At 38.2% G+C, this 17758-nt stretch carries 15 protein-coding genes; 3 read left to right on the top strand and 12 right to left on the bottom strand.

All coding sequences use genetic code 11. The annotated features are described in order from the left end of the window. Positions 1-93: 93 nt before the first annotated feature. The 4 genes from LMF32_RS09935 to LMF32_RS09920 all read right to left on the bottom strand — a co-directional run bounded on the left by LMF32_RS09935 (position 94) and on the right by LMF32_RS09920 (position 4112). Complete coding sequence (locus tag LMF32_RS09935; protein WP_092479752.1) at positions 94-879, bottom strand: phosphotransferase family protein; 786 nt, start codon at positions 877-879, stop codon at positions 94-96. A gap of 301 nt (positions 880-1180) precedes the next feature. After that, entirely contained in the window at positions 1181-2056 is an 876-nt protein-coding gene (dat, locus tag LMF32_RS09930; protein WP_188204424.1) for a D-amino-acid transaminase, read from the bottom strand. Positions 2057-2136: 80 nt separating this feature from the next. Further along, positions 2137-3375, bottom strand: a complete 1239-nt coding sequence (locus LMF32_RS09925) for an ABC transporter permease (RefSeq protein ID WP_188204423.1) — start codon at positions 3373-3375, stop codon at positions 2137-2139. Then, complete coding sequence (locus LMF32_RS09920; RefSeq protein ID WP_092479755.1) at positions 3372-4112, bottom strand: ABC transporter ATP-binding protein; 741 nt, start codon at positions 4110-4112, stop codon at positions 3372-3374. Before LMF32_RS09920 ends, LMF32_RS09925 begins: the two co-directional genes overlap by 4 nt. Before the next feature lie 149 nt (positions 4113-4261). Here LMF32_RS09920 and LMF32_RS09915 point away from each other — a divergent pair, with 149 nt between their 5' ends. From LMF32_RS09915 to LMF32_RS09905, 3 genes are all read left to right on the top strand, one after another. After that, positions 4262-4690, top strand: coding sequence for an HIT family protein (locus LMF32_RS09915; RefSeq protein WP_188204422.1), 429 nt, complete (start codon positions 4262-4264; stop codon positions 4688-4690). Between the two features lie 2 nt (positions 4691-4692). Next, complete coding sequence (locus tag LMF32_RS09910) at positions 4693-5070, top strand: YtxH domain-containing protein (RefSeq protein WP_092479757.1); 378 nt, start codon at positions 4693-4695, stop codon at positions 5068-5070. Positions 5071-5315: 245 nt separating this feature from the next. Further along, positions 5316-6266: a peptidylprolyl isomerase gene (locus LMF32_RS09905; protein WP_092479758.1), complete on the top strand. Its 951-nt coding sequence runs from the start codon at positions 5316-5318 to the stop codon at positions 6264-6266. A 199-nt stretch (positions 6267-6465) separates the two neighbouring features. Here the strand turns inward: LMF32_RS09905 and LMF32_RS09900 are convergent, their stop codons facing one another. The 8 genes from LMF32_RS09900 to LMF32_RS09865 all read right to left on the bottom strand — a co-directional run bounded on the left by LMF32_RS09900 (position 6466) and on the right by LMF32_RS09865 (position 17737). Continuing rightward, complete coding sequence (locus LMF32_RS09900; RefSeq protein ID WP_092479759.1) at positions 6466-7434, bottom strand: HD domain-containing protein; 969 nt, start codon at positions 7432-7434, stop codon at positions 6466-6468. A 79-nt stretch (positions 7435-7513) separates the two neighbouring features. Then, complete coding sequence (locus LMF32_RS09895; RefSeq protein WP_230524644.1) at positions 7514-10369, bottom strand: AAA family ATPase; 2856 nt, start codon at positions 10367-10369, stop codon at positions 7514-7516. After that, on the bottom strand, positions 10359-11606 hold the full coding sequence (locus LMF32_RS09890; protein WP_230524643.1) for a DNA repair exonuclease: 1248 nt from the start codon (positions 11604-11606) through the stop codon (positions 10359-10361). Before LMF32_RS09890 ends, LMF32_RS09895 begins: the two co-directional genes overlap by 11 nt. Before the next feature lie 148 nt (positions 11607-11754). Then, positions 11755-12108, bottom strand: a complete 354-nt coding sequence (locus tag LMF32_RS09885; RefSeq protein ID WP_092479762.1) for a YlbF family regulator — start codon at positions 12106-12108, stop codon at positions 11755-11757. 125 nt (positions 12109-12233) lie between these two features. Then, a complete protein-coding gene (locus tag LMF32_RS09880; RefSeq protein ID WP_230524642.1) occupies positions 12234-14345 on the bottom strand; it encodes a PBP1A family penicillin-binding protein in 2112 nt (703 codons plus the stop codon). Positions 14346-14676: 331 nt separating this feature from the next. Then, positions 14677-15633, bottom strand: a complete 957-nt coding sequence (locus LMF32_RS09875) for a bifunctional oligoribonuclease/PAP phosphatase NrnA (protein ID WP_092479764.1) — start codon at positions 15631-15633, stop codon at positions 14677-14679. Positions 15634-15682: 49 nt separating this feature from the next. Next, positions 15683-17023 carry a DRTGG domain-containing protein gene (locus LMF32_RS09870; RefSeq protein ID WP_092479765.1) on the bottom strand — a complete coding sequence of 447 codons (1341 nt, stop codon included), beginning with the start codon at positions 17021-17023 and terminating at the stop codon, positions 15683-15685. 30 nt (positions 17024-17053) lie between these two features. Continuing rightward, positions 17054-17737: a metal-dependent hydrolase gene (locus tag LMF32_RS09865; protein ID WP_230524641.1), complete on the bottom strand. Its 684-nt coding sequence runs from the start codon at positions 17735-17737 to the stop codon at positions 17054-17056. Positions 17738-17758: the final 21 nt, after the last annotated feature.

Here is a 17758-nt window from a genome sequence, read left to right as displayed (position 1 = left end):
AGGAAAAAGGAGCTGGACGTAATCGTCTTGGCTCCTTCGTTCTTATTTGTCTATAATTGAATGATGATAACGATAAATAAGTTCTATAATAATTTATTTTTTATGTTGCATCAATTCTTGCAATCGGATAATGTCTTGATTCATTTTATGGAATCGAGCTTTTTTATGGTGTTGCTTGATTTGAGATAAGTAATTCATTGCTGCATACCAAGTCATTTTCTCTGTTAACTCTTCTGTTAACGTTATTCCATAATGAGATAGCCATTCTTCCCATGATGATCTGTCTATGTACTGACATAATAAAACACCTAAGTCCATAGCGGGATCACACAACATGGCAGAATCCCAATCTACTAAATATAACCGATTTTCATCAGATAATAACCAGTTTTTACGATACACATCTCCATGGCAGACACGCAACAATGACGAATCCGTGAAAGGAATCGTGTGCATCAAGTGGTTAAATACTTCAGCTAATAATGAATGATTTTTTAAATCCAATGGAAGATTCCTTTGATAATCTTGCATCAGATCAGTTGGCCTGATCTCTTGACCTCCAACTCGAGTCAACATTCTTCGTAAGTTTTCAGAATTGTGAATACGGCTTAGTAATTGAGCTACAGCTAAAGAAGACATTTCTTCTTTCTCCAAGGTACGACCATTCAGCCATTCTTGTGCTGTTAACACATCACCATTTCCAATACGTTTCGTCCAAATCAATCTTGGTGTGATGCCTTCAACAGAAAGCGCAGCTAAAAAAGGTGATGAATTACGCTTCAAAAAAAGCTTCTCCTCAGCCTTGGTTCCCATATAAGCTTGTCCAGTGTCACCACCGATTGGATGCAATTTCCATCCAGAATTATATTCTAAGTCCATACCAAAATCATTCCTTGCTATAATTTAAAAAGCAACTATCTACTCTTTGGACAAAAAAAGACAGATATCAGCTCAGACATCCATCCTACTCTTCGTTATCTATTTTAGATACAAAACTACATTCAGTCAAGCAACAAATTGAAAATTACAGAACTTCTCTTCATGCAACGGTTTCCACTAGACGAATTTTCGTTTTATTTGTTAAATTGCGATTCAATTATTGGTCATTCTATAAAAAACGTCCCTCACAAGAAGCCTTTTACTTTCTCAACTTCTATCGTAAGGGACTTATTTTAAAGGATTAGATTAAGGAATTCTCCATAATACTTCCACATTGTGCTTCAATTTCTTTTATATAAAACTGTTGCAGCATTTCTACGACAGGTCCTCTTTTACCTGTCCCTACCGCTGTGCCATCGATTTCAACGATTGGCATAGCTTCAATAGTTGTACTGGAAGAAAAAGCTTCATCTGCTTCTTTTAATTGCTCTAACGTAAATTCTTTTTCGATTACTGGAATACCTGCTTTAGCAGCGGCTCTCAGCAAAACGATTTTTGTAATTCCCGGAAGGATCAAGTTTCCGTCTGGATGCGTATAAATAGTTCCGTCTTTGACCATCCACATATTAGAAGACGAACACTCTGTCACGATTCCGTCTCGATGTAAAATGGCTTCATCAAAACCTTTTTTATGAGCCGTGTGTTTTGCCATGATATTCCCTAATAAACTGATAGATTTAATGTCACAATGTAACCAGCGAGTGTCTGGTACGACTGCTGCCGTAATCCCTTTAGACATCTTTTCTTCATTTCTAGGTACTACTGTTGTCGATGCTGTAAATACTGGAGGAACAACAGTCGGCTCAGGAAAAACATGATCTCTAGGAGAAGCGATTCCTCTAGTGATTTGGAAATAAACATTCCCTGTATCTACTTTATTTACATTCAGTAATTCTGCTAAACGTTCTTTCAATTCTGCTTTAGTAAAAGGGGCTTCTAAGTCGATTTTGCTCATACCAGAAAAGAAACGATCGATGTGTTCATCCAACGTAAAGAACTTGCCATTGTAAGCTCGAACCACGTCATAAATCCCATCTGCAAATTGGTAACCTCTATCTTCTAGATCGATTTTCACTTCAGTTCTATCGACAATTTGATCATTCCAAATGACTTTCACTTGATTTCCTTCTCCCTGAAAATTTATTTCCTTTTTATCCTATCAAATTTTATTTACGAATGCATTATTTTTTTAACGAGTCAGACTAGATTTCTTTCATTATTCGACAACTTTTTTATTCGAGCCGGGAAATAGACTTGACTAAATAAGATACTGAATAAACTATTCAGTCCAAATACACTTAAACTAGTGAGAAATGGCATGGTCAGACTAGTAGCGATAAAAAATAAACCGCTTTGAGCAACTAACAGTGTGAACAAAATCTTCTGCATGGCTTTCAATTTCTGTTTCTTTTCAACGGGATACAATACAGAAAGTAAATGATCATCGTAATGGTAATACAACGGAATCAACTGAAACCCTGTCAAATAAAGAAACAATAAACTCATGACAATCACTAATATGGGATACGTTATTAAAGCCACTACTCCCAATCCGATCAAGCTTAGGCGAATGACTAAACCGCTGTATTCTGTCCCTCTCAATAAAGCTTTAGAGAATAAATAGAGATACGTGTTGTCTTGTTTTAATTCCATTCGACCCATGATGTTGTCCAAATAGGCTCTGCGTTTGACCGTCCCTTTCAATGCAGGGATATCTGTAAACAAATTGATGAACTGATAGATATTTTTTAAACGAGTCGATTCTTTTTGAACCAAAAACTCCCATTGGTATCTAGAAACTCTTAACCAGCGATTGATTCTTCCATGCCACAGCACACTGCTCATAAGAGCGCCTGTTAATCCAACGAATGGGTGGACATACAGCCCTAAAAAACTGCTGACAATGGATAAGATTCCTACAATCAATGTCGTTAGATTCCGCTCTTTTTTTTCTACTTGTTTGATTTTGACTATTTGAGCATCTAATTCGACTTCTTTTATAAGGACCATAGAAGCAAAAAATACGATCCAATCGGAGAAAGCAAACGAACTGGTCGCTACTAATAATGGCATGACCGCTGCTGAAATAAACCCGATAACAATCAACGGCAGAATCAAGCTGTAGCTTTTTGCTTTTTTAAAATACCCTTCCATTTCGGCCTCTTTTTGCAGTAAAAACACACTGTCTGCCGGTTGAATAAGCGTAGCTAAGTTTCCGATAAAGATTAGGCTCGAAAAAACGATCCATGCCAAAACTTTTCCATAAGCAAAATCGGTGGAGACACTTTTCAGCATTTCAGAATAAGCATATCCAAGAGCTCCTAATAAGAATAAGCAAACAATCACGAAATGATCATTTAGCACGTATTTTAAATATTTCATCATCTTTTTTTGGTGTTCTGTTACTCGGCGTTTCCATATATCGATGATACTCATACTAAACGACCTTCCTCTTTAGTCAATTCAATATAAATCTCGTCTAAGTTTGCTTCAGGCATTTCAAATGTTTGTCTCAAATCTTCTAATGATCCAGCCGCTCGTACTTTTCCTTCATGGAGAATAATGAATCCATCACAGTAACGTTCAGCAGTCGCTAAGATATGGGTGGACATTAAGATAGACGCCCCGGCTTCTTTCTTTTCTTGCATCAATTCCAATAAGGCGTGGATCGCTAACGGATCAAGACCTAAAAAAGGCTCGTCAATAATATACAAACTAGGTTCTACCAAGAAAGCACAAACGATCATTACTTTCTGCTTCATTCCTTTAGAAAAGTTCGCAGGAAACCAGTCCAGTTTCTTTTCTAAACGAAACGTTTTTAATAAGTAGTCTGCTCGCTTCATCGCTTCTTCCATTGGAAGATCATAAGCCATAGCCGTCACTTCAATATGTTCTTTTAAAGTCAATTCTTCATATAAGGCGGGTGTTTCTGGGACATAACCGAATTTTTTTCGATAATCAGAAGCACTTTCTTTAATGGTCAGCTGGTCTATCTTGATCTCTCCTTTGAAAGGATCCATTAAACCGATAATGTGTTTTAAAGTAGTACTTTTACCGGCCCCATTCAGTCCAATTAACCCAATCAATTGACCGTTGCCAATTTCAAATGATACATCTTTTAATACCGGAAACTGGTTGTACCCTCCAGTTACGTTTGTGACTTCTAAACTCATGCAGGTGCCTCCTGTGCTGTATTATTTTATTTATTGTACCATAAGACACTCCTCTTATTTCACATTAAATCGCTTTTATGATACATTTGACTTATACGAAATTGACATTCCAGATGTTATAAATACTGATGTTGGAAAGAAGGATTTGAATGGAAGATTGTATTTTTTGCAAGATTATCAAGAATGAAATACCTAGTAGAAAAGTATATGAAGATGATGAAGTTGTCGCTTTCTTGGACCTTACTCAAGTGACTAAAGGGCATACTTTAGTCGTTCCCAAAAAACATGTAGCCGATATTTATGAATACGATGAAGAATTAGCAGCACAGACATTCTCTCGCATTCCTAAAATTGCTAGAGGTCTTAGAGATTCAGATCCATCAATCAAAGGGATGAATATCCTGAACAATAACGGTGAGTTAGCGTATCAATCTGTTTTTCACAGCCATATCCATTTAATCCCTCGATACACTGAAACAGATACTTTCAGTGTTGAGTTCGGAAACAATTCTCAAAAACACTCTCCTGAGGAATTAGACACTATTAAAAATGCGATTCAAACCAGAATGGAGGAATAAAGATGAAATTAGGATTAGGAAGCGGTATGTTATTTGGAGCATTAGTAGGCGGTGCTTACGGCTTAATGAAAACACCTCGTAAAGGAACAGAAAACAGAGAAGCAATGAAAAGCTACTTAGACGACACGACTGTTCTTGTACAGGATGTCACAGATAAAGTAAAAGATTTAAAAAGTGCTATCTCAGAATTAACAAATGAAGGTAAATCTCTTGCAACGGATTTTTCTAAAGAAATGAATGAAACCGTACAAGAATTTTCTTACGAAGCAGAACCAAGATTACGCAGAATCCAGGAGCAAGCCAACAAGTTAAATGAAGACGTTCAAGACGTTACAGAACAGTTTTCTTCCTCAGCAGATCAAAAAAGCTCTGCCAGTTAAACAAGATAACTATAGATTGAAAGAATGAGATCTATTTTCTGGTCTCATTCTTTTTTTATGTACAAGTACCCAAAGTTTTTGAAAAAAGACTTTTTAATGACAGAGTATGAGTTTTTTGTGATTTTTCATTGATTTTAAACGAAAACTTGTGAGTTGAGATTTTTTTATCAAATCGATTGTGTTATATTAGTAAGCGAGGTTGTTAATTTGATTAACGACGAAAATAATGAAACGGATGTGTTTAAATGAAAAAAATGTTATTGACAGCGACAGCTATTTTAACAGGTCTAGCATTAGCTGGTTGCGCTGATGATACAGTGGCTTCTTCTACAGCAGGAAAAATTTCAAAAGATGAACTATACGAAGAAATGAAAGAAACTCAAGGAGCAGCTACCCTTCAACAAATGATCATTAACGATGTATTAACAGAATCTTATGGAGAAACTGTTGATGATAAAGCGGTAGATACTGCTTTTGAAGAAGAGGCTGAAGCATACGGCGGCGCCGAAACATTTGAATACGTATTGAGTTCTTCTGGTTACACAGCAGATTCATACAAAGATTTGATCCGTTACAGCTTGTTAGTTGAAGAAGCTGTTAAAGACAATACTAAAATTGAGGATGAAGAATTAAAAACTGCATATGAAGCTTATGTTCCACCAGTTACTGCTTCTCATATCTTAGTAGCTGAAGAAGATCAAGCTAAATCATTGATTGAGCAATTAAACGATGGGGCTGATTTTGCTACTCTAGCTCAAGAAAATTCAATTGATCCAGGTTCAGCTGAAAATGGCGGTCAAATGACTTTCACTACTGGACAAATGGTTGCTGAATTCGAAGAAGCTGCTTTTGCTTTAGAAGAAGGCGAAATTACTCAAGAACCTGTTCAAACGGAAAATGGTTTCCACGTAATTAAAATGGATGAAAAACCTGAAAAAGGATCATTAGAAGAAGAAACTGATGTCCTGAAAGAAAATATCATCAATGAAAAATTAGCAAATGACGAATATGTATTCTCTATTCTTTCTACTATTCTTCAAGATGCAAATATTCAAATCAATGATGAAGACTTAAAAGGAACAATGGATACTTTCTTATTGCCTGAAGATGCTCAAGGTGAATCTGGCGAATCTGGTGAATCAACTGAAGCACCTGCTGAAGAATCTAGTGAACCTGCTGAGTCTAGCGAAGAATAATTTAATCTATCAAAAAGAGAGCATGAAAAAAGGCGTTTAGCCCCGAATCACCGGAGCGAATAAGCACAGGATGGTCGTAGACCATTCGAACATTATTCGTGAAGTGGATGTCGGGGCTGCCTTTTTGAGCGCGTTTACGAAAGCAATATTCGTAAAAGAAGAAGGAACTGGGAATTATTTCCCAGCTCCTTTTTTCGTTTTATTCATTTACGATGGGTTCTGTTTGAGAAGGGTTGTAAAACGACCGGTTGTCTAAGCCGAAAATGCGCTCCGTAAAGCTGCCCGGTTCCGTACGACTCAGTGCGTTATCCAGCATGTTGATCGTAGCGTCTAAATGATCCAAATGATAAAGGATTTCAGCTTCTCTCAATTTTGGCTGAACCGGCGACCCGAATTCCATTTTCCCATGATGTGCTAGAACCATATGTTTCAACAACAACACGTCTTCGATACGCTCATCGATTTTCAACGTCGCACAAGCTTTAGAAATTTCTTCATCTACCAGCACAATATGTCCAATCAAGTTTCCTTCTAGGGTGTATTCTGTAGACACAGGGCCCGTCAATTCCAATACTTTTCCTAAGTCGTGGATAATGACTCCGGCATACAATAGAGATTTATTGATGTTCTCATATTGATTGGCTACTGTTTTTGCCAATCTCAGCATAGACAAAGTATGAAAAGCCAACCCCCCATGGAATGCATGATGAAATCTTTTAGCTGCTGGAGCTTCAAAGTATTCTTTTTGGTACTTCGTCAGCAAGTGACGCACGATTCGATTCCAATGAGCATTGGTGATCTCGAATAATGTTTGGTTCAATTCTTCTACCATGTCTTCTTTCTTGATAGGTGCTTTTTCAATAAACTGCTCTGCTTTGTCCGGCTCTCCAGATGAAGCTAAACGCAATTTAAAAATTCTGATTTGCGGATTTCCTTGATAAAGTTCTCTTTTTCCTGACACTTTAACAATAGCACCTGCGACATACTTCTCAATATCTTCTGAAGAAGCATCCCAAAATTTGCCGTCCATTTGTCCACTTTTATCTTGGAACGTAAAGGCAATAAACTTTTTCCCATTTTTCGCTACTCGTACTTCAGCTGATTTGACCAATAAAAATATCTCAAATGAATCATCAACATTGTATTCATATAAATTTTTTTCTGACATCGTGCCCCTCCTCTAAATACTATTTCATTTTCAGCTCATTCTTCTCGTCTAATTTCCATTCATCGACTCAACACTTTCATTATAGCATTTCTATCGTTTCTTGTGGATAACTTTGATCTATAGTCTCATCAAAGGTAAAATATAAGATTTGAGTCGTTTGACTCATTTGATTCATCAGTTCGAACATTTCATTTTTTCTCTGAGAATCAAAATTGACAAAGCCGTCATCAATCAACAAAGGAAGCTTGACCAAATCACTAGTGTTTTTCACAAAGGCGAAACGTAAGGCAACATATAATTGTTCAGCAGTCCCTTTAGACAACTCTGCTGCATCGAACAACGCCCCATCTTTACGTTGTACGAGAAGTCGTTCTTCTTCTACATAAACATTTTGGTAATTTCCTCTGGTTAATAAGGCGAAAAATGCTGCAGTGTCTATAATGGTTTGAGGGAATCTATCTTTTTTAGCCAGATTCAATGTTCTCTCAATCATGGTAGACGCAACTTTATAACTTGACCATTCATCTACAATCATTTGCAGTTCATTTTCTAAAATACTCATCTCTTGAAGCAAGACAGAATACTCTCCACCTTCTTCAAGACGTTGCATAGACAATTCATAATTGATTTTTTCATTCAGCATCTCTTCTTCGGTTTGTTTCATGTTTTCAATCGCAAGAGAATGTTTCTGGATGCTTTCTGTCAATTCTGCTTGATCTTTGAATTGATTGTACAAATTCAAATCATCAATCAATTGAGTTTCAAGGACACTCAACCGGTCTTTTTTATCCGTCAAATTTTGGAATAGGATGTATTTTTTCCGGAATTCATCTTCATCTTTCACTTGGATGGAACGGAACAGTTCCATCCGCTGTGTCTCCAATTCTTTTTGTTGTTTATCCCAATGCTGCAACCGGTTGTGAACTTCCTTTTCTGACTGGAGCAACTGATTGCGCTGGATTCTCTCGTTGGCTACCTCTTCTTTATAATTTACCAACCCATTTATGATGCTGGGTAACGAATTCCAGTCTAGGAAAACGACAGCCTCTAACAGACTCGCTTTTTCGCTCCAATATCCGATAAATTGTTCCAACTCCGCTATTCGTTTTTCTTTCGAGCGAATATCCGCATTCAACTCTCTGATAAACTGAAACGGATCTGCATCCATTCCGCTGCCAACAACAGAAAAAGAGGCAGGATACCCATATTCAGTTCTTAATCCGTTCTCTTCTTTCTGCAGCTCCTTCGATTCATGTTCTAATCGAACGATCAATTCTCTGATCTGATTGAGATCATAAGTAACTTGATCATTTTCAGCTAATTTTTCTCGCCATTGTTTCTTGAGCTCCTTTTGTTGGATAAACTCTTCATAAGAACTAGCGGAAAATTCGTCATCTGCTGTTTTAGATGGAGTTGCCGATGATTCAACAGCTGTCGGTGATTTTCTTTTCAATCCCCATACTATCGATAAAATTCCTATGCCAATCAGCCCGTATCCCATCATATTATGGATAAGCAACCCGATTGCTACAGCTAAAACTCCTAATATCAGGAAAACAGGACTTTTGCTCTTAGTGCTATGAGCTTGGTTCGATGTCGCTCTGCTAGTAGTATATGCTGTTTCTTCGACATTTCTTTTTTTATATTCTTTTTCAGCATCTTGAAATTTTTCTTGGCTCCACAATCGTTGCTCAAGTGAATCCAACTGCTGAAATAAACTTTGGTTTTGATAGTTTAAATATTGTTCTTTTTCTTTTGCCTCTGCTTGTTCTTGTTCAACTCTTTTCATCAACTCTTCCAATTCGTAGAATCGCTGTTTTACCTGATCCGACAAGGGTTCAGGAATCGAACTATCCGGAGCTAGACCTAAATCAAATTTTTTCTGGATGAGTTGCTGCTCCAGTTGGTGAACTTCTACCTGCAGTTGTTCTTGTTCGATAGCCTGTTGTTGGATATCATTTAATTCTGCTAGTAATTCTTCTACTGTGGTCTCGTTGTTGAAATAGAACCGCAACTTTCTAGAAGGTTCTTGTTTCTTTTGAATCGTCAGCAATTCCTCGTGAATGTCAGTGATTTTCTCTTTGATTTCTCCAATACGCTCTTGCAAATTATTGAGTTGGTACACCCCTTCTTCAGGCAACTCCGTCAATTTCTCTTTAGTCATCTGTTGCTGGATAGACTGCATTTCTGCATAATGATTCCAATTCGCATTTAGTCGTTGATAGTCTTGGATTTTTTCTTCCAGTTCATCCCGCTTATCTTTACTTTGTCGAATTTTTTCCTCTAATTCAGATTTAAGCTGATAAAACTCCATATATTGCTGATTCTTTTCTTTAGCTGCTTGCACTTGCTTTCGTTTGGCTTCAACTTGTCGAATCTTTTGGTTGATTTTGGGTTTGCGTCCTGTCGGCTTATACAATTCGTTGGCTTTTTTTTCAAATTTATCGGCTACACGCAGCAACTGCTCATTACCTAAGGTACCGATACTCAAAAAATAGCGGTTCAATTTCTTTTGATTCATTTTTTGCATGTGCTGCAACCCGTCCAAATCAAAAGAAAATAAGGTTTGATAGGTCTTTTTATCTATCCCATATAAAATGGTTTCCAATAATTCATCTGAGCCTACGACCCCGCTGCTCAACGTAACGGTCACATCTCCATTGGCTTTTCCTTTTACTCGTTCTATCACTGCATCTCCATAGGGCGTATCTGTTACGGTCAGACGTCCTCCGTATCGTGTACTCTCTTTTGGCTCGTAGCGTAATTCGGAACTTTGTTTCGTCGGAAAACCAAATAAAACACTGTGGACAAATGACATCAACGTTGTTTTTCCTGCTTCGTTTTTCCCGTAGTAAATTTGCAGCGAACCGATATCGGTGAATGATTTGTCGACCCATTTTCCATAACCATATATTTCTATCTCTTTAATCTTCATTTAAATCACTTCCTTCAGGACCACCCAATTGCTGACGTATCTCTTGTTCAGCTAATTGAACGATTTTCTTGCGGTAGGTTTCATTTCGTGGTCGCAGAACTCCCTCAACTCTTTGACTATCGAAAAAGCTCTGTGTCACTTCACTAAACAGTTCATCTTCTTGGAGCTCCATGATGGTTTGATGCCATTCTTCAGGAAACAGCTGAATCAAAGAAGGCAGATTCGCTTCTTTTTTTCGTTGAATCGATAGCTGATGGACAAAAACAAACGGTGTTGAATGAGTTATTTCTTGCAGTCCTTCCAGCAAGTCTCCTTGATGAAGTTTCCGTAAGACTCCTTCCATCAAACTTTCTGTATCCGTCAATTCAATCGTCAACAGAGTACTATGGGTAGATTGCTGGTACTGAGAAATGACTTCATTCAGCACGTGATAGACTTCTTGCAGTGTCTGTTTGCCTTTTAGCGTAACTTCAATCGTTTCCCATTCAATCGGCGCTAAAGAATGAAACTGTATATCCTCAGTACGATTTTCCAGTGTAACTATATAACAACCTTTAGGACCGCTTTCTGTCCGGTTTCTTCCTTGCGTGTTTCCTGAGTAAACGATTAAAGGGCGCTCAGACAAGACCTGTCGTTTATGAATGTGCCCTAATGCCCAATAATCGTATTGTTTACTCTTTAATTCAGTCAAATGAAATGGCGCATAACGGCCATGTTCAGAGGAATTTCCTTCTTGATAACCGTGCAACAGACCGATGTGGTAATCTACATCAGGGCATCTTGCTGGATAGTCGACGATTCTCTTTTCTGTTATCCATCGTTTGTTGTAACTGAATCCTGTCAATGCAATTCGTTCTTGCTGATCCGTTTCGTGATACAGTGTCTCGACTGTTTCTTTAAAAATCATCACGTTACTTGGCATATCCAAGTGTAATCCTTGCTGCTCCATATAATCGTGATTTCCGTGGATTAAGTAGACAGGTATATGCGCTTCTTTTAAACGTGTCATTTCTTTTTTTAAATAAGCTTGAGCTTTTACACTGCGATCTTCGCCATCATAGATATCTCCGGCTAAGCAAATAAAGTCTACTTGTTCTTTGATAGCCAAATCCACTAAACGAGTCAAAGCTTGAAAAGTTGATTGGTAGATCGCTTCCCAGATAAACGCAGGCAAGCTTTTGATTCCTTTAAAAGGACTGTCTAAATGCAAATCGGCTGCATGAATAAATCGCACCATTTACTTTACCTCTTTCTTTTTTTATATACATCTATTATACAGAAAAGATGCACACATATGTTCTTTTTAGTGAAAAATAATCTGCAAAAAAAGCTGTCTCATAAGAGACAGCTTTTTACTGAATGAACAGTTATAATCCGAATCAGTCTTATTCAGCTTGACCTTGGTATAAATCTTGGATGGGTTGCATAATAATGCGGTTCAGATCATCGATCATAGAGCTGATTTGTTGCTCAGCTTGCATCAAGTTTTGAACTTTTTCATTTTCGCCAGCTTTTTCAGAGATCGTTTGAGCTTCTTGAATGTCTTCTTCAGTGATTTCTAAGCCGCTTTGTTGTTTTTGTTGCAATTTCATTTGGATGCCTTGCACTTCTTGGAAAACGCTGCTCGCTTCAGCATCTGATTTAATTGCTGATAATGCATTTTGCAATTGCACATAGTTTTCAGATTCTCTTAATTCTCTCTCTAATTGGTTGGCTGTATCATAAACATTTGTACTCATAATAGTCAATCACTCTCCTGATAAAATATTGTGAACCGTTACATCTCACTAACTATAACATTTCAATAGTCATTGCACTAGAAATACCGGTTATTTCACATAAAAAGTTAATACTTCAAAAGAGTTTAATTCCCAAAGACACCATTCAACCAACCGGATGTTTTTTCTTTTAGAGTAGAAACCCCATCGTTGATTTTTTCTTTCAAGTTATCAACTGATTCTTTGATGTCTTCTTTCCAATCCTCTTGTGGATTTTCTTCTGCTACAAGTGTTTCAGCACTCTTCGTTTCAAACGCTGTTAGAGGTGTCTGAGGCAGCAGCTGTTCCATTTGCGCTTTGAACAACGGACCTACACCTAAAGCAGCACTGCTGGTCGTCATGTGGTGTTCTTCATCCGTATGATCAAAGCCCATCCATGTCGTCAATACGATGTCCGGAGTATAACCTACTGTCCACTGATCTTTAGTTCCATTGTATTCATTCTCAAACGTCAACTGAGTACTTCCCGTTTTACCAGCTATCGTATAGCCAGCTGGTTTATTGCGCTCTCCAGTACCGTTTGTAAATACGCCAATCAATAAACTGGTCATTTTTTCAGCCACTTCTGGAGAGGTTGCTCTATTTTGTTTTGGCTTCTCGTTGTCCACCACTACAGCTCCTGTAGAATCAACGATTTTTGTGATGAAATACCCTTTACTACGGATCCCACCATTGGCTAATCCGGTATAGGCGCTGGCAATATCTAATGGCGAAACGCCCTTATCCATTCCGCCTAATGCAATAGCGGATAAATTTTTGTCTTCTTCATTAGTCACTTTGATTCCAAATTTAGATAAACTCTTGATTCCTGCATTCAAACCAATCTCATTCAACAACCATACTGCTGGAACATTCAAACTATCGGCTACCGCTTTGTAAAGAGGAACTTCTCCTAAATACTGGTTGGTTGCATTTGAAACCGAATAATTGTCTTCTCCGAATTTCAGTCCTTCTTCATCTGGAAGAATAGAATCCAAGTCGTAATTTTTCTCTAAAGCCGGTGTGTATATAGACAAGGGTTTTAAGACTGATCCAGGCTGCAATGTAGATTGAGTAGCACGATTATAACCTCTAAACGAATGCTCTCCTCTTCCGCCTATAACGGCCAAGACTCCGCCTGTTTTAGAATCCAGCATAATTGAAGCACTTTGCAATAACGTTCCGTCACTTGCATCTTCGAAATACCCATCTTTTTCATAAACTTGATCCATTTCTTGTTGGTACGTTTGATCTAATGACGTATAAATTTTATATCCGCCACCTAATATTTCTTCTTCCGTAAATCCATGTTTTATTGCTTCACTGATCACAGCATCAAAATAATACGGGTATTTGTACCCATTTGATTCTTGGTAATTGTCGACCAAGGTTAAATTTTCTTGCTGGACCGCAACTGCAGTATCCCGAGTGATCGTTTCATTATTTACCATCAAATCTAACACAATGTTTCTTCGGCCTATTGCTTTCTCCATGTCATCGATCGGGTTGTAATTCGAAGGTCCTTTCAGCATCCCTACCAATGTAGCCGATTCTGCCAAATTCAATTCAGCAGCAGACTTGCCGAAGTATTTATGAGCCGCATCTTCAACGCCCCAAACCCCGTTTCCGAAATAAGATTTATTGAAATACATTTCTAAAATCTCATCTTTGGTGTATTCTTTTTCAATCTCAATCGACAAAAATAATTCTTTCAACTTCCGGATCAAAGTTTGATCTAACGTCAAAAAACTATTTTTTGCCAATTGCTGCGTGATTGTACTTCCCCCACCGCTGATTTGACCGCCTTTCAACACATACTGGACAGCCGCTCGACCGATCCCAATGATGTCAAATCCTTTGTGCTTATAAAAACGGGTATCTTCTGTTGCTATTACAGCGTTGATCAATTCAGGAGACATCTCTTTGATAGAGACATAAGACCCTCTTTGAGAATACAAAGTCCCCGCTTCTTCTTCATTGCGATCATAAACGGTCGTAACTTGTTCAATCCCTGCTTTTAAATCTTCCACGTCTTCTACTTTTGCATAGATATATAACGAAATCGTTGCAAATAAAGAAATGATCAGTCCCAATAAAATCAATATTTTCCCAATATGAAATTTTCTCCATATGCGAATAAAATGATTCTTAAGTTGAATCAAATAAGGGGATATCCATTTCCAAAATTTAGTTAAGTAAATTTTTAATTTTTCTTCCATCTCATTCATTCCTTATTATTCATTTCCTATCCGCTTTTAGCCTGCTCGTTTCCCATGAGTCAAAAATAGTTTACCAAAAACAAATTTAAAAAACATCCTCCTCAAGTAGGAGGTGTGCATTAAGTAATGAGGTTTTATATTTAATAGAGCCCGCCCATGCAGTACTAGGAAGATAAACCTGCTGTTATGCCACCAATCTCAATCTCTTGACTAATTTATGACAAAAAAATTAAGAAAATCAAAACCTTTCTGTTACAAAGAAAAAAGAGGCAGATGATCCCCTCTCCTCTTCTTTCTACCACAACTTGACTTGTTTCGTACCTATACTATTTTATTTTTCCCAGTCTTTTGCTAAGTCCTCAAATTCTGAGAGGATTTGATTTACTTCATTCAAATCTTTGGCATTCGCTCCACTGGCTAAAGGATGCCCTCCACCATTATGACGCTTAGCCACTTCATTGATAACCGGACCTTTTGAACGTAGTCGGCATCTAAAATAACCTTCTGATTGTTCTACAAAAATCCCCCAAACTAACACTTCATCTATCGTACCCGGCAAAGAAACTATCTGAGCCGTTTCTGTATCGGTCACACCAAATTCATTCATTAAGTCCGTTGTTAAAACGACTTTACCTACCCCGGTAGAACTGATTTCCAAGTTTTGCAATACATATCCGGACAAGTGGGCTACTTTTCTTGGCATCGTGTTCAACTGGTTGCTGATTTCATTTGGTACAAAGTCATATTCCATTAAAGCAGCTGCTATACGCATGGTTTTTGGTGTCGTTGAAGGGTATAAAAATCGCCCAGTATCTCCGATGATACCTGCATAAAGCAATCGTGCAGCCTCGTTTGATAGGGTCAACTGACTTTCATGGCTCAGGTAAAAATCTGCAATGATTTCACTGCAGCTGCTTGCTTCGGTATTGACACATACAATATCCCCGTACGAATCATCATTAGGATGATGATCTATCTTGATCAGGGCATCTCCCAATGAGTATCTTTTGTCGCTGATACGCGGAGTATTAGCCGTATCTGTTACGATCACTAATGCCCCAGAATAATCTGCATCCTCTACTTTATCCATTTCAGCCAAAAACCCAAGATCTCCAACAGTTTCTCCTGCTGTCAGGATTTTCTTTTCTGGAAAAGAAGCTTTCAGCAATTCTGCTAATCCTGCTTGAGAACCGATCGCATCCGGATCTGGTCTCATGTGTCTGTGTATGATAATCGTTTGGTATTGTTTGATCATTTCAAAAATCTGAGCATAAATTGATTTAGACATTTTTTCTCTCCTTTGTCTGCTGAACAGTCACCAGACAGTATTTTCTCTTTTAAGTGCGTTGCATAATCTGGCATACGACAACAGCTTTAGCCACAAGAATATTCTCGTGATAAACTTCTACATCTAATTTTGATGATCGTCGACCGACTTCGAACAGCTTCGGTTTAATGATCAATTCGCTGCCCATTTGAATCATTTTGATGGAAAACAAATTAAATTGTTCAATTACGGCATTTCTTTTTTTAATGCTTTCTAAGCTTAACGTAGCTACATAAGAAATCGTTTCGCTCAATACTCCGATAGACAAATTCCCTACTGGATCTGTCATTTGAGGAGTGACTCTGAAACTGTATTTAGATAGCTCGTTTTCTTGCGAATCGTCTGTAGATTCTAATTCTGCAACTTTCTCGACTTGTTCAACAATTTGATCCGAAATCGTCGCGCCCATCTGCGGTTGACGTTGAGTAGTTTGCATAGCTTTCATTACATCTTGCCTTGAAATGATCCCGATCAACGTCAAATCATCTTGCACCACAGGCATCACTTCTAATTCGTCCCAGATCATTAAATGGGCTACACTGGCTACACTCATATGGGTTTTGACTGAGGCCGGATTTTTGGTCATTACACGCTCAACTTTAACGGTGTCGGATTTACCGATCACATCTTTAGCCGTAACGATTCCAATAACCCGCATATTTTTATTCACAACAGGAAAACGTGAATGCTGGCTTTGTTTGTTTAAATCTCGGTATTCTTTGATCGTGTCTTCCATTGTTAAGTAGATGGTTTCAGACAATGGGATGAAGATGTCTTCGATCAACATAACTTCTTTTTTGATGAGTTGGTCCGCCATAGCACGATTGATCATAGTAGCTACTGTAAAAGAATCATAACTCGTTCCAATAACGGGCAGATTCATTCTGTTAGCCAATCTGATGACTTCCGGAGAGGCATCAAAACCTCCCGTTATCAACACGGCCGCTCCATGCTTCAACGCCAATTGCTGCGCGTTCTCCCGGTTCCCTACAATCATTAATGAACCTGGAGTAATGTATCGAATCATAGCCTCTTCTTCCATGGCTCCAATAATAAATTTTCTTAATGGATTATCTAATCCTGCTTCTCCGCCTAGTACGGAACCTTCAATGATATTGACCGTTTCTCCATACGTTAAGATTTCAATACTGTCCGTTGTTTTCCGTTCGATACGAATAGTTCCTACACGTTGGATAGTAGAAACCATCCCTTCATTTTCTGCATCTTTAATTGCTCTATATGCCGTTCCTTCACTGACGCCTAAGTGCTTAGCTATAGAACGCACCGATATTTTTGCCCCTACAGGCAGATTTTCAATATGATTTAATATTTGATTGTGCTTCGTCGCCATTTGATAACCCCTATTTATGTCTAATCTGATTTATGTGAGTTCGAATTCTTGTCCCACTTCCAAATACAACCCTTGTTCCTCTGGAAGACTGTCGCAAAACCCTTTTCCGTCTTGTTCAATTAATGGGAAAGTATTGTAGTGGATCGGAACAACTTTTTCTGCCTGTACAAATTTTGCCGCTATTGCAGCATCTTCAGGCCCCATTGTAAAATTGTCTCCGATTGGTAAAAATGCTACATTAATTTTTTTATATGCACCGATCAATTTCATGTCGCTAAACAATGCTGTGTCGCCTGCATGGTAAATGGTCTGTCCATCTGCCGTAAACAACACTCCAGCTGCTAAACCTAAGGTAAACGGTTTTCCATCGATCTCATAAGAAGAACCATGAATGGCTTGGGTGAGCTTGACTTCACCAAACTCAAACAAATGCTTGCCGCCCATTTGCATCCCGTGCGTCTTCAATCCCTTTGCCTCAAAAAAAGCGGCGATTTCTACGGTTGATACGATCAATGCACCTGTTCTTTGAGCAATCGGTTCCGTATCTCCAATGTGATCTTCGTGTGCATGAGTCAGAATGATAACGTCTGCTTCGACTGTATTTGGATCTAAGTCGCTCATATTATTTCCAGTTATAAAAGGGTCAATAAGAATGTGGTGCCCTGAGTCAGTTACTATCTTTATACAAGATTGCCCATGCCAAGATAACTTCATCAATTCCCTCTCCTTAGTAGT

The organism is Desemzia sp. C1 (assembly GCF_020882875.1).
In the GTDB taxonomy this organism is placed as follows: domain Bacteria; phylum Bacillota; class Bacilli; order Lactobacillales; family Carnobacteriaceae; genus Desemzia; species Desemzia incerta.
This window is presented reverse-complemented; position numbering and strand designations above follow the sequence as displayed.

Bases quoted from the DNA above. Each gene is read 5' to 3' on its own strand.
- LMF32_RS09885 (WP_092479762.1), bottom strand. From the start codon at position 12,108: ATGAGTACAAATGTTTATGATACAGCCAACCAATTAGAGAGAGAATTA.
- LMF32_RS09875 (WP_092479764.1), bottom strand. From the start codon at position 15,633: ATGTCTAAATCAATTTATGCTCAGATTTTTGAAATGATCAAACAATAC.
- LMF32_RS09865 (WP_230524641.1), bottom strand. From the start codon at position 17,737: ATGAAGTTATCTTGGCATGGGCAATCTTGTATAAAGATAGTAACTGAC.
- LMF32_RS09905 (WP_092479758.1), top strand. From the start codon at position 5,316: ATGAAAAAAATGTTATTGACAGCGACAGCTATTTTAACAGGTCTAGCA.
- LMF32_RS09910 (WP_092479757.1), top strand. From the start codon at position 4,693: ATGAAATTAGGATTAGGAAGCGGTATGTTATTTGGAGCATTAGTAGGC.
- LMF32_RS09900 (WP_092479759.1), bottom strand. From the start codon at position 7,434: ATGTCAGAAAAAAATTTATATGAATACAATGTTGATGATTCATTTGAG.
- LMF32_RS09915 (WP_188204422.1), top strand. From the start codon at position 4,262: ATGGAAGATTGTATTTTTTGCAAGATTATCAAGAATGAAATACCTAGT.
- LMF32_RS09925 (WP_188204423.1), bottom strand. From the start codon at position 3,375: ATGAGTATCATCGATATATGGAAACGCCGAGTAACAGAACACCAAAAA.
- LMF32_RS09895 (WP_230524644.1), bottom strand. From the start codon at position 10,369: ATGAAGATTAAAGAGATAGAAATATATGGTTATGGAAAATGGGTCGAC.
- LMF32_RS09935 (WP_092479752.1), bottom strand. From the start codon at position 879: ATGGACTTAGAATATAATTCTGGATGGAAATTGCATCCAATCGGTGGT.
- LMF32_RS09880 (WP_230524642.1), bottom strand. From the start codon at position 14,345: ATGGAAGAAAAATTAAAAATTTACTTAACTAAATTTTGGAAATGGATA.
- LMF32_RS09920 (WP_092479755.1), bottom strand. From the start codon at position 4,112: ATGAGTTTAGAAGTCACAAACGTAACTGGAGGGTACAACCAGTTTCCG.
- LMF32_RS09890 (WP_230524643.1), bottom strand. From the start codon at position 11,606: ATGGTGCGATTTATTCATGCAGCCGATTTGCATTTAGACAGTCCTTTT.
- LMF32_RS09870 (WP_092479765.1), bottom strand. From the start codon at position 17,023: ATGGCGACGAAGCACAATCAAATATTAAATCATATTGAAAATCTGCCT.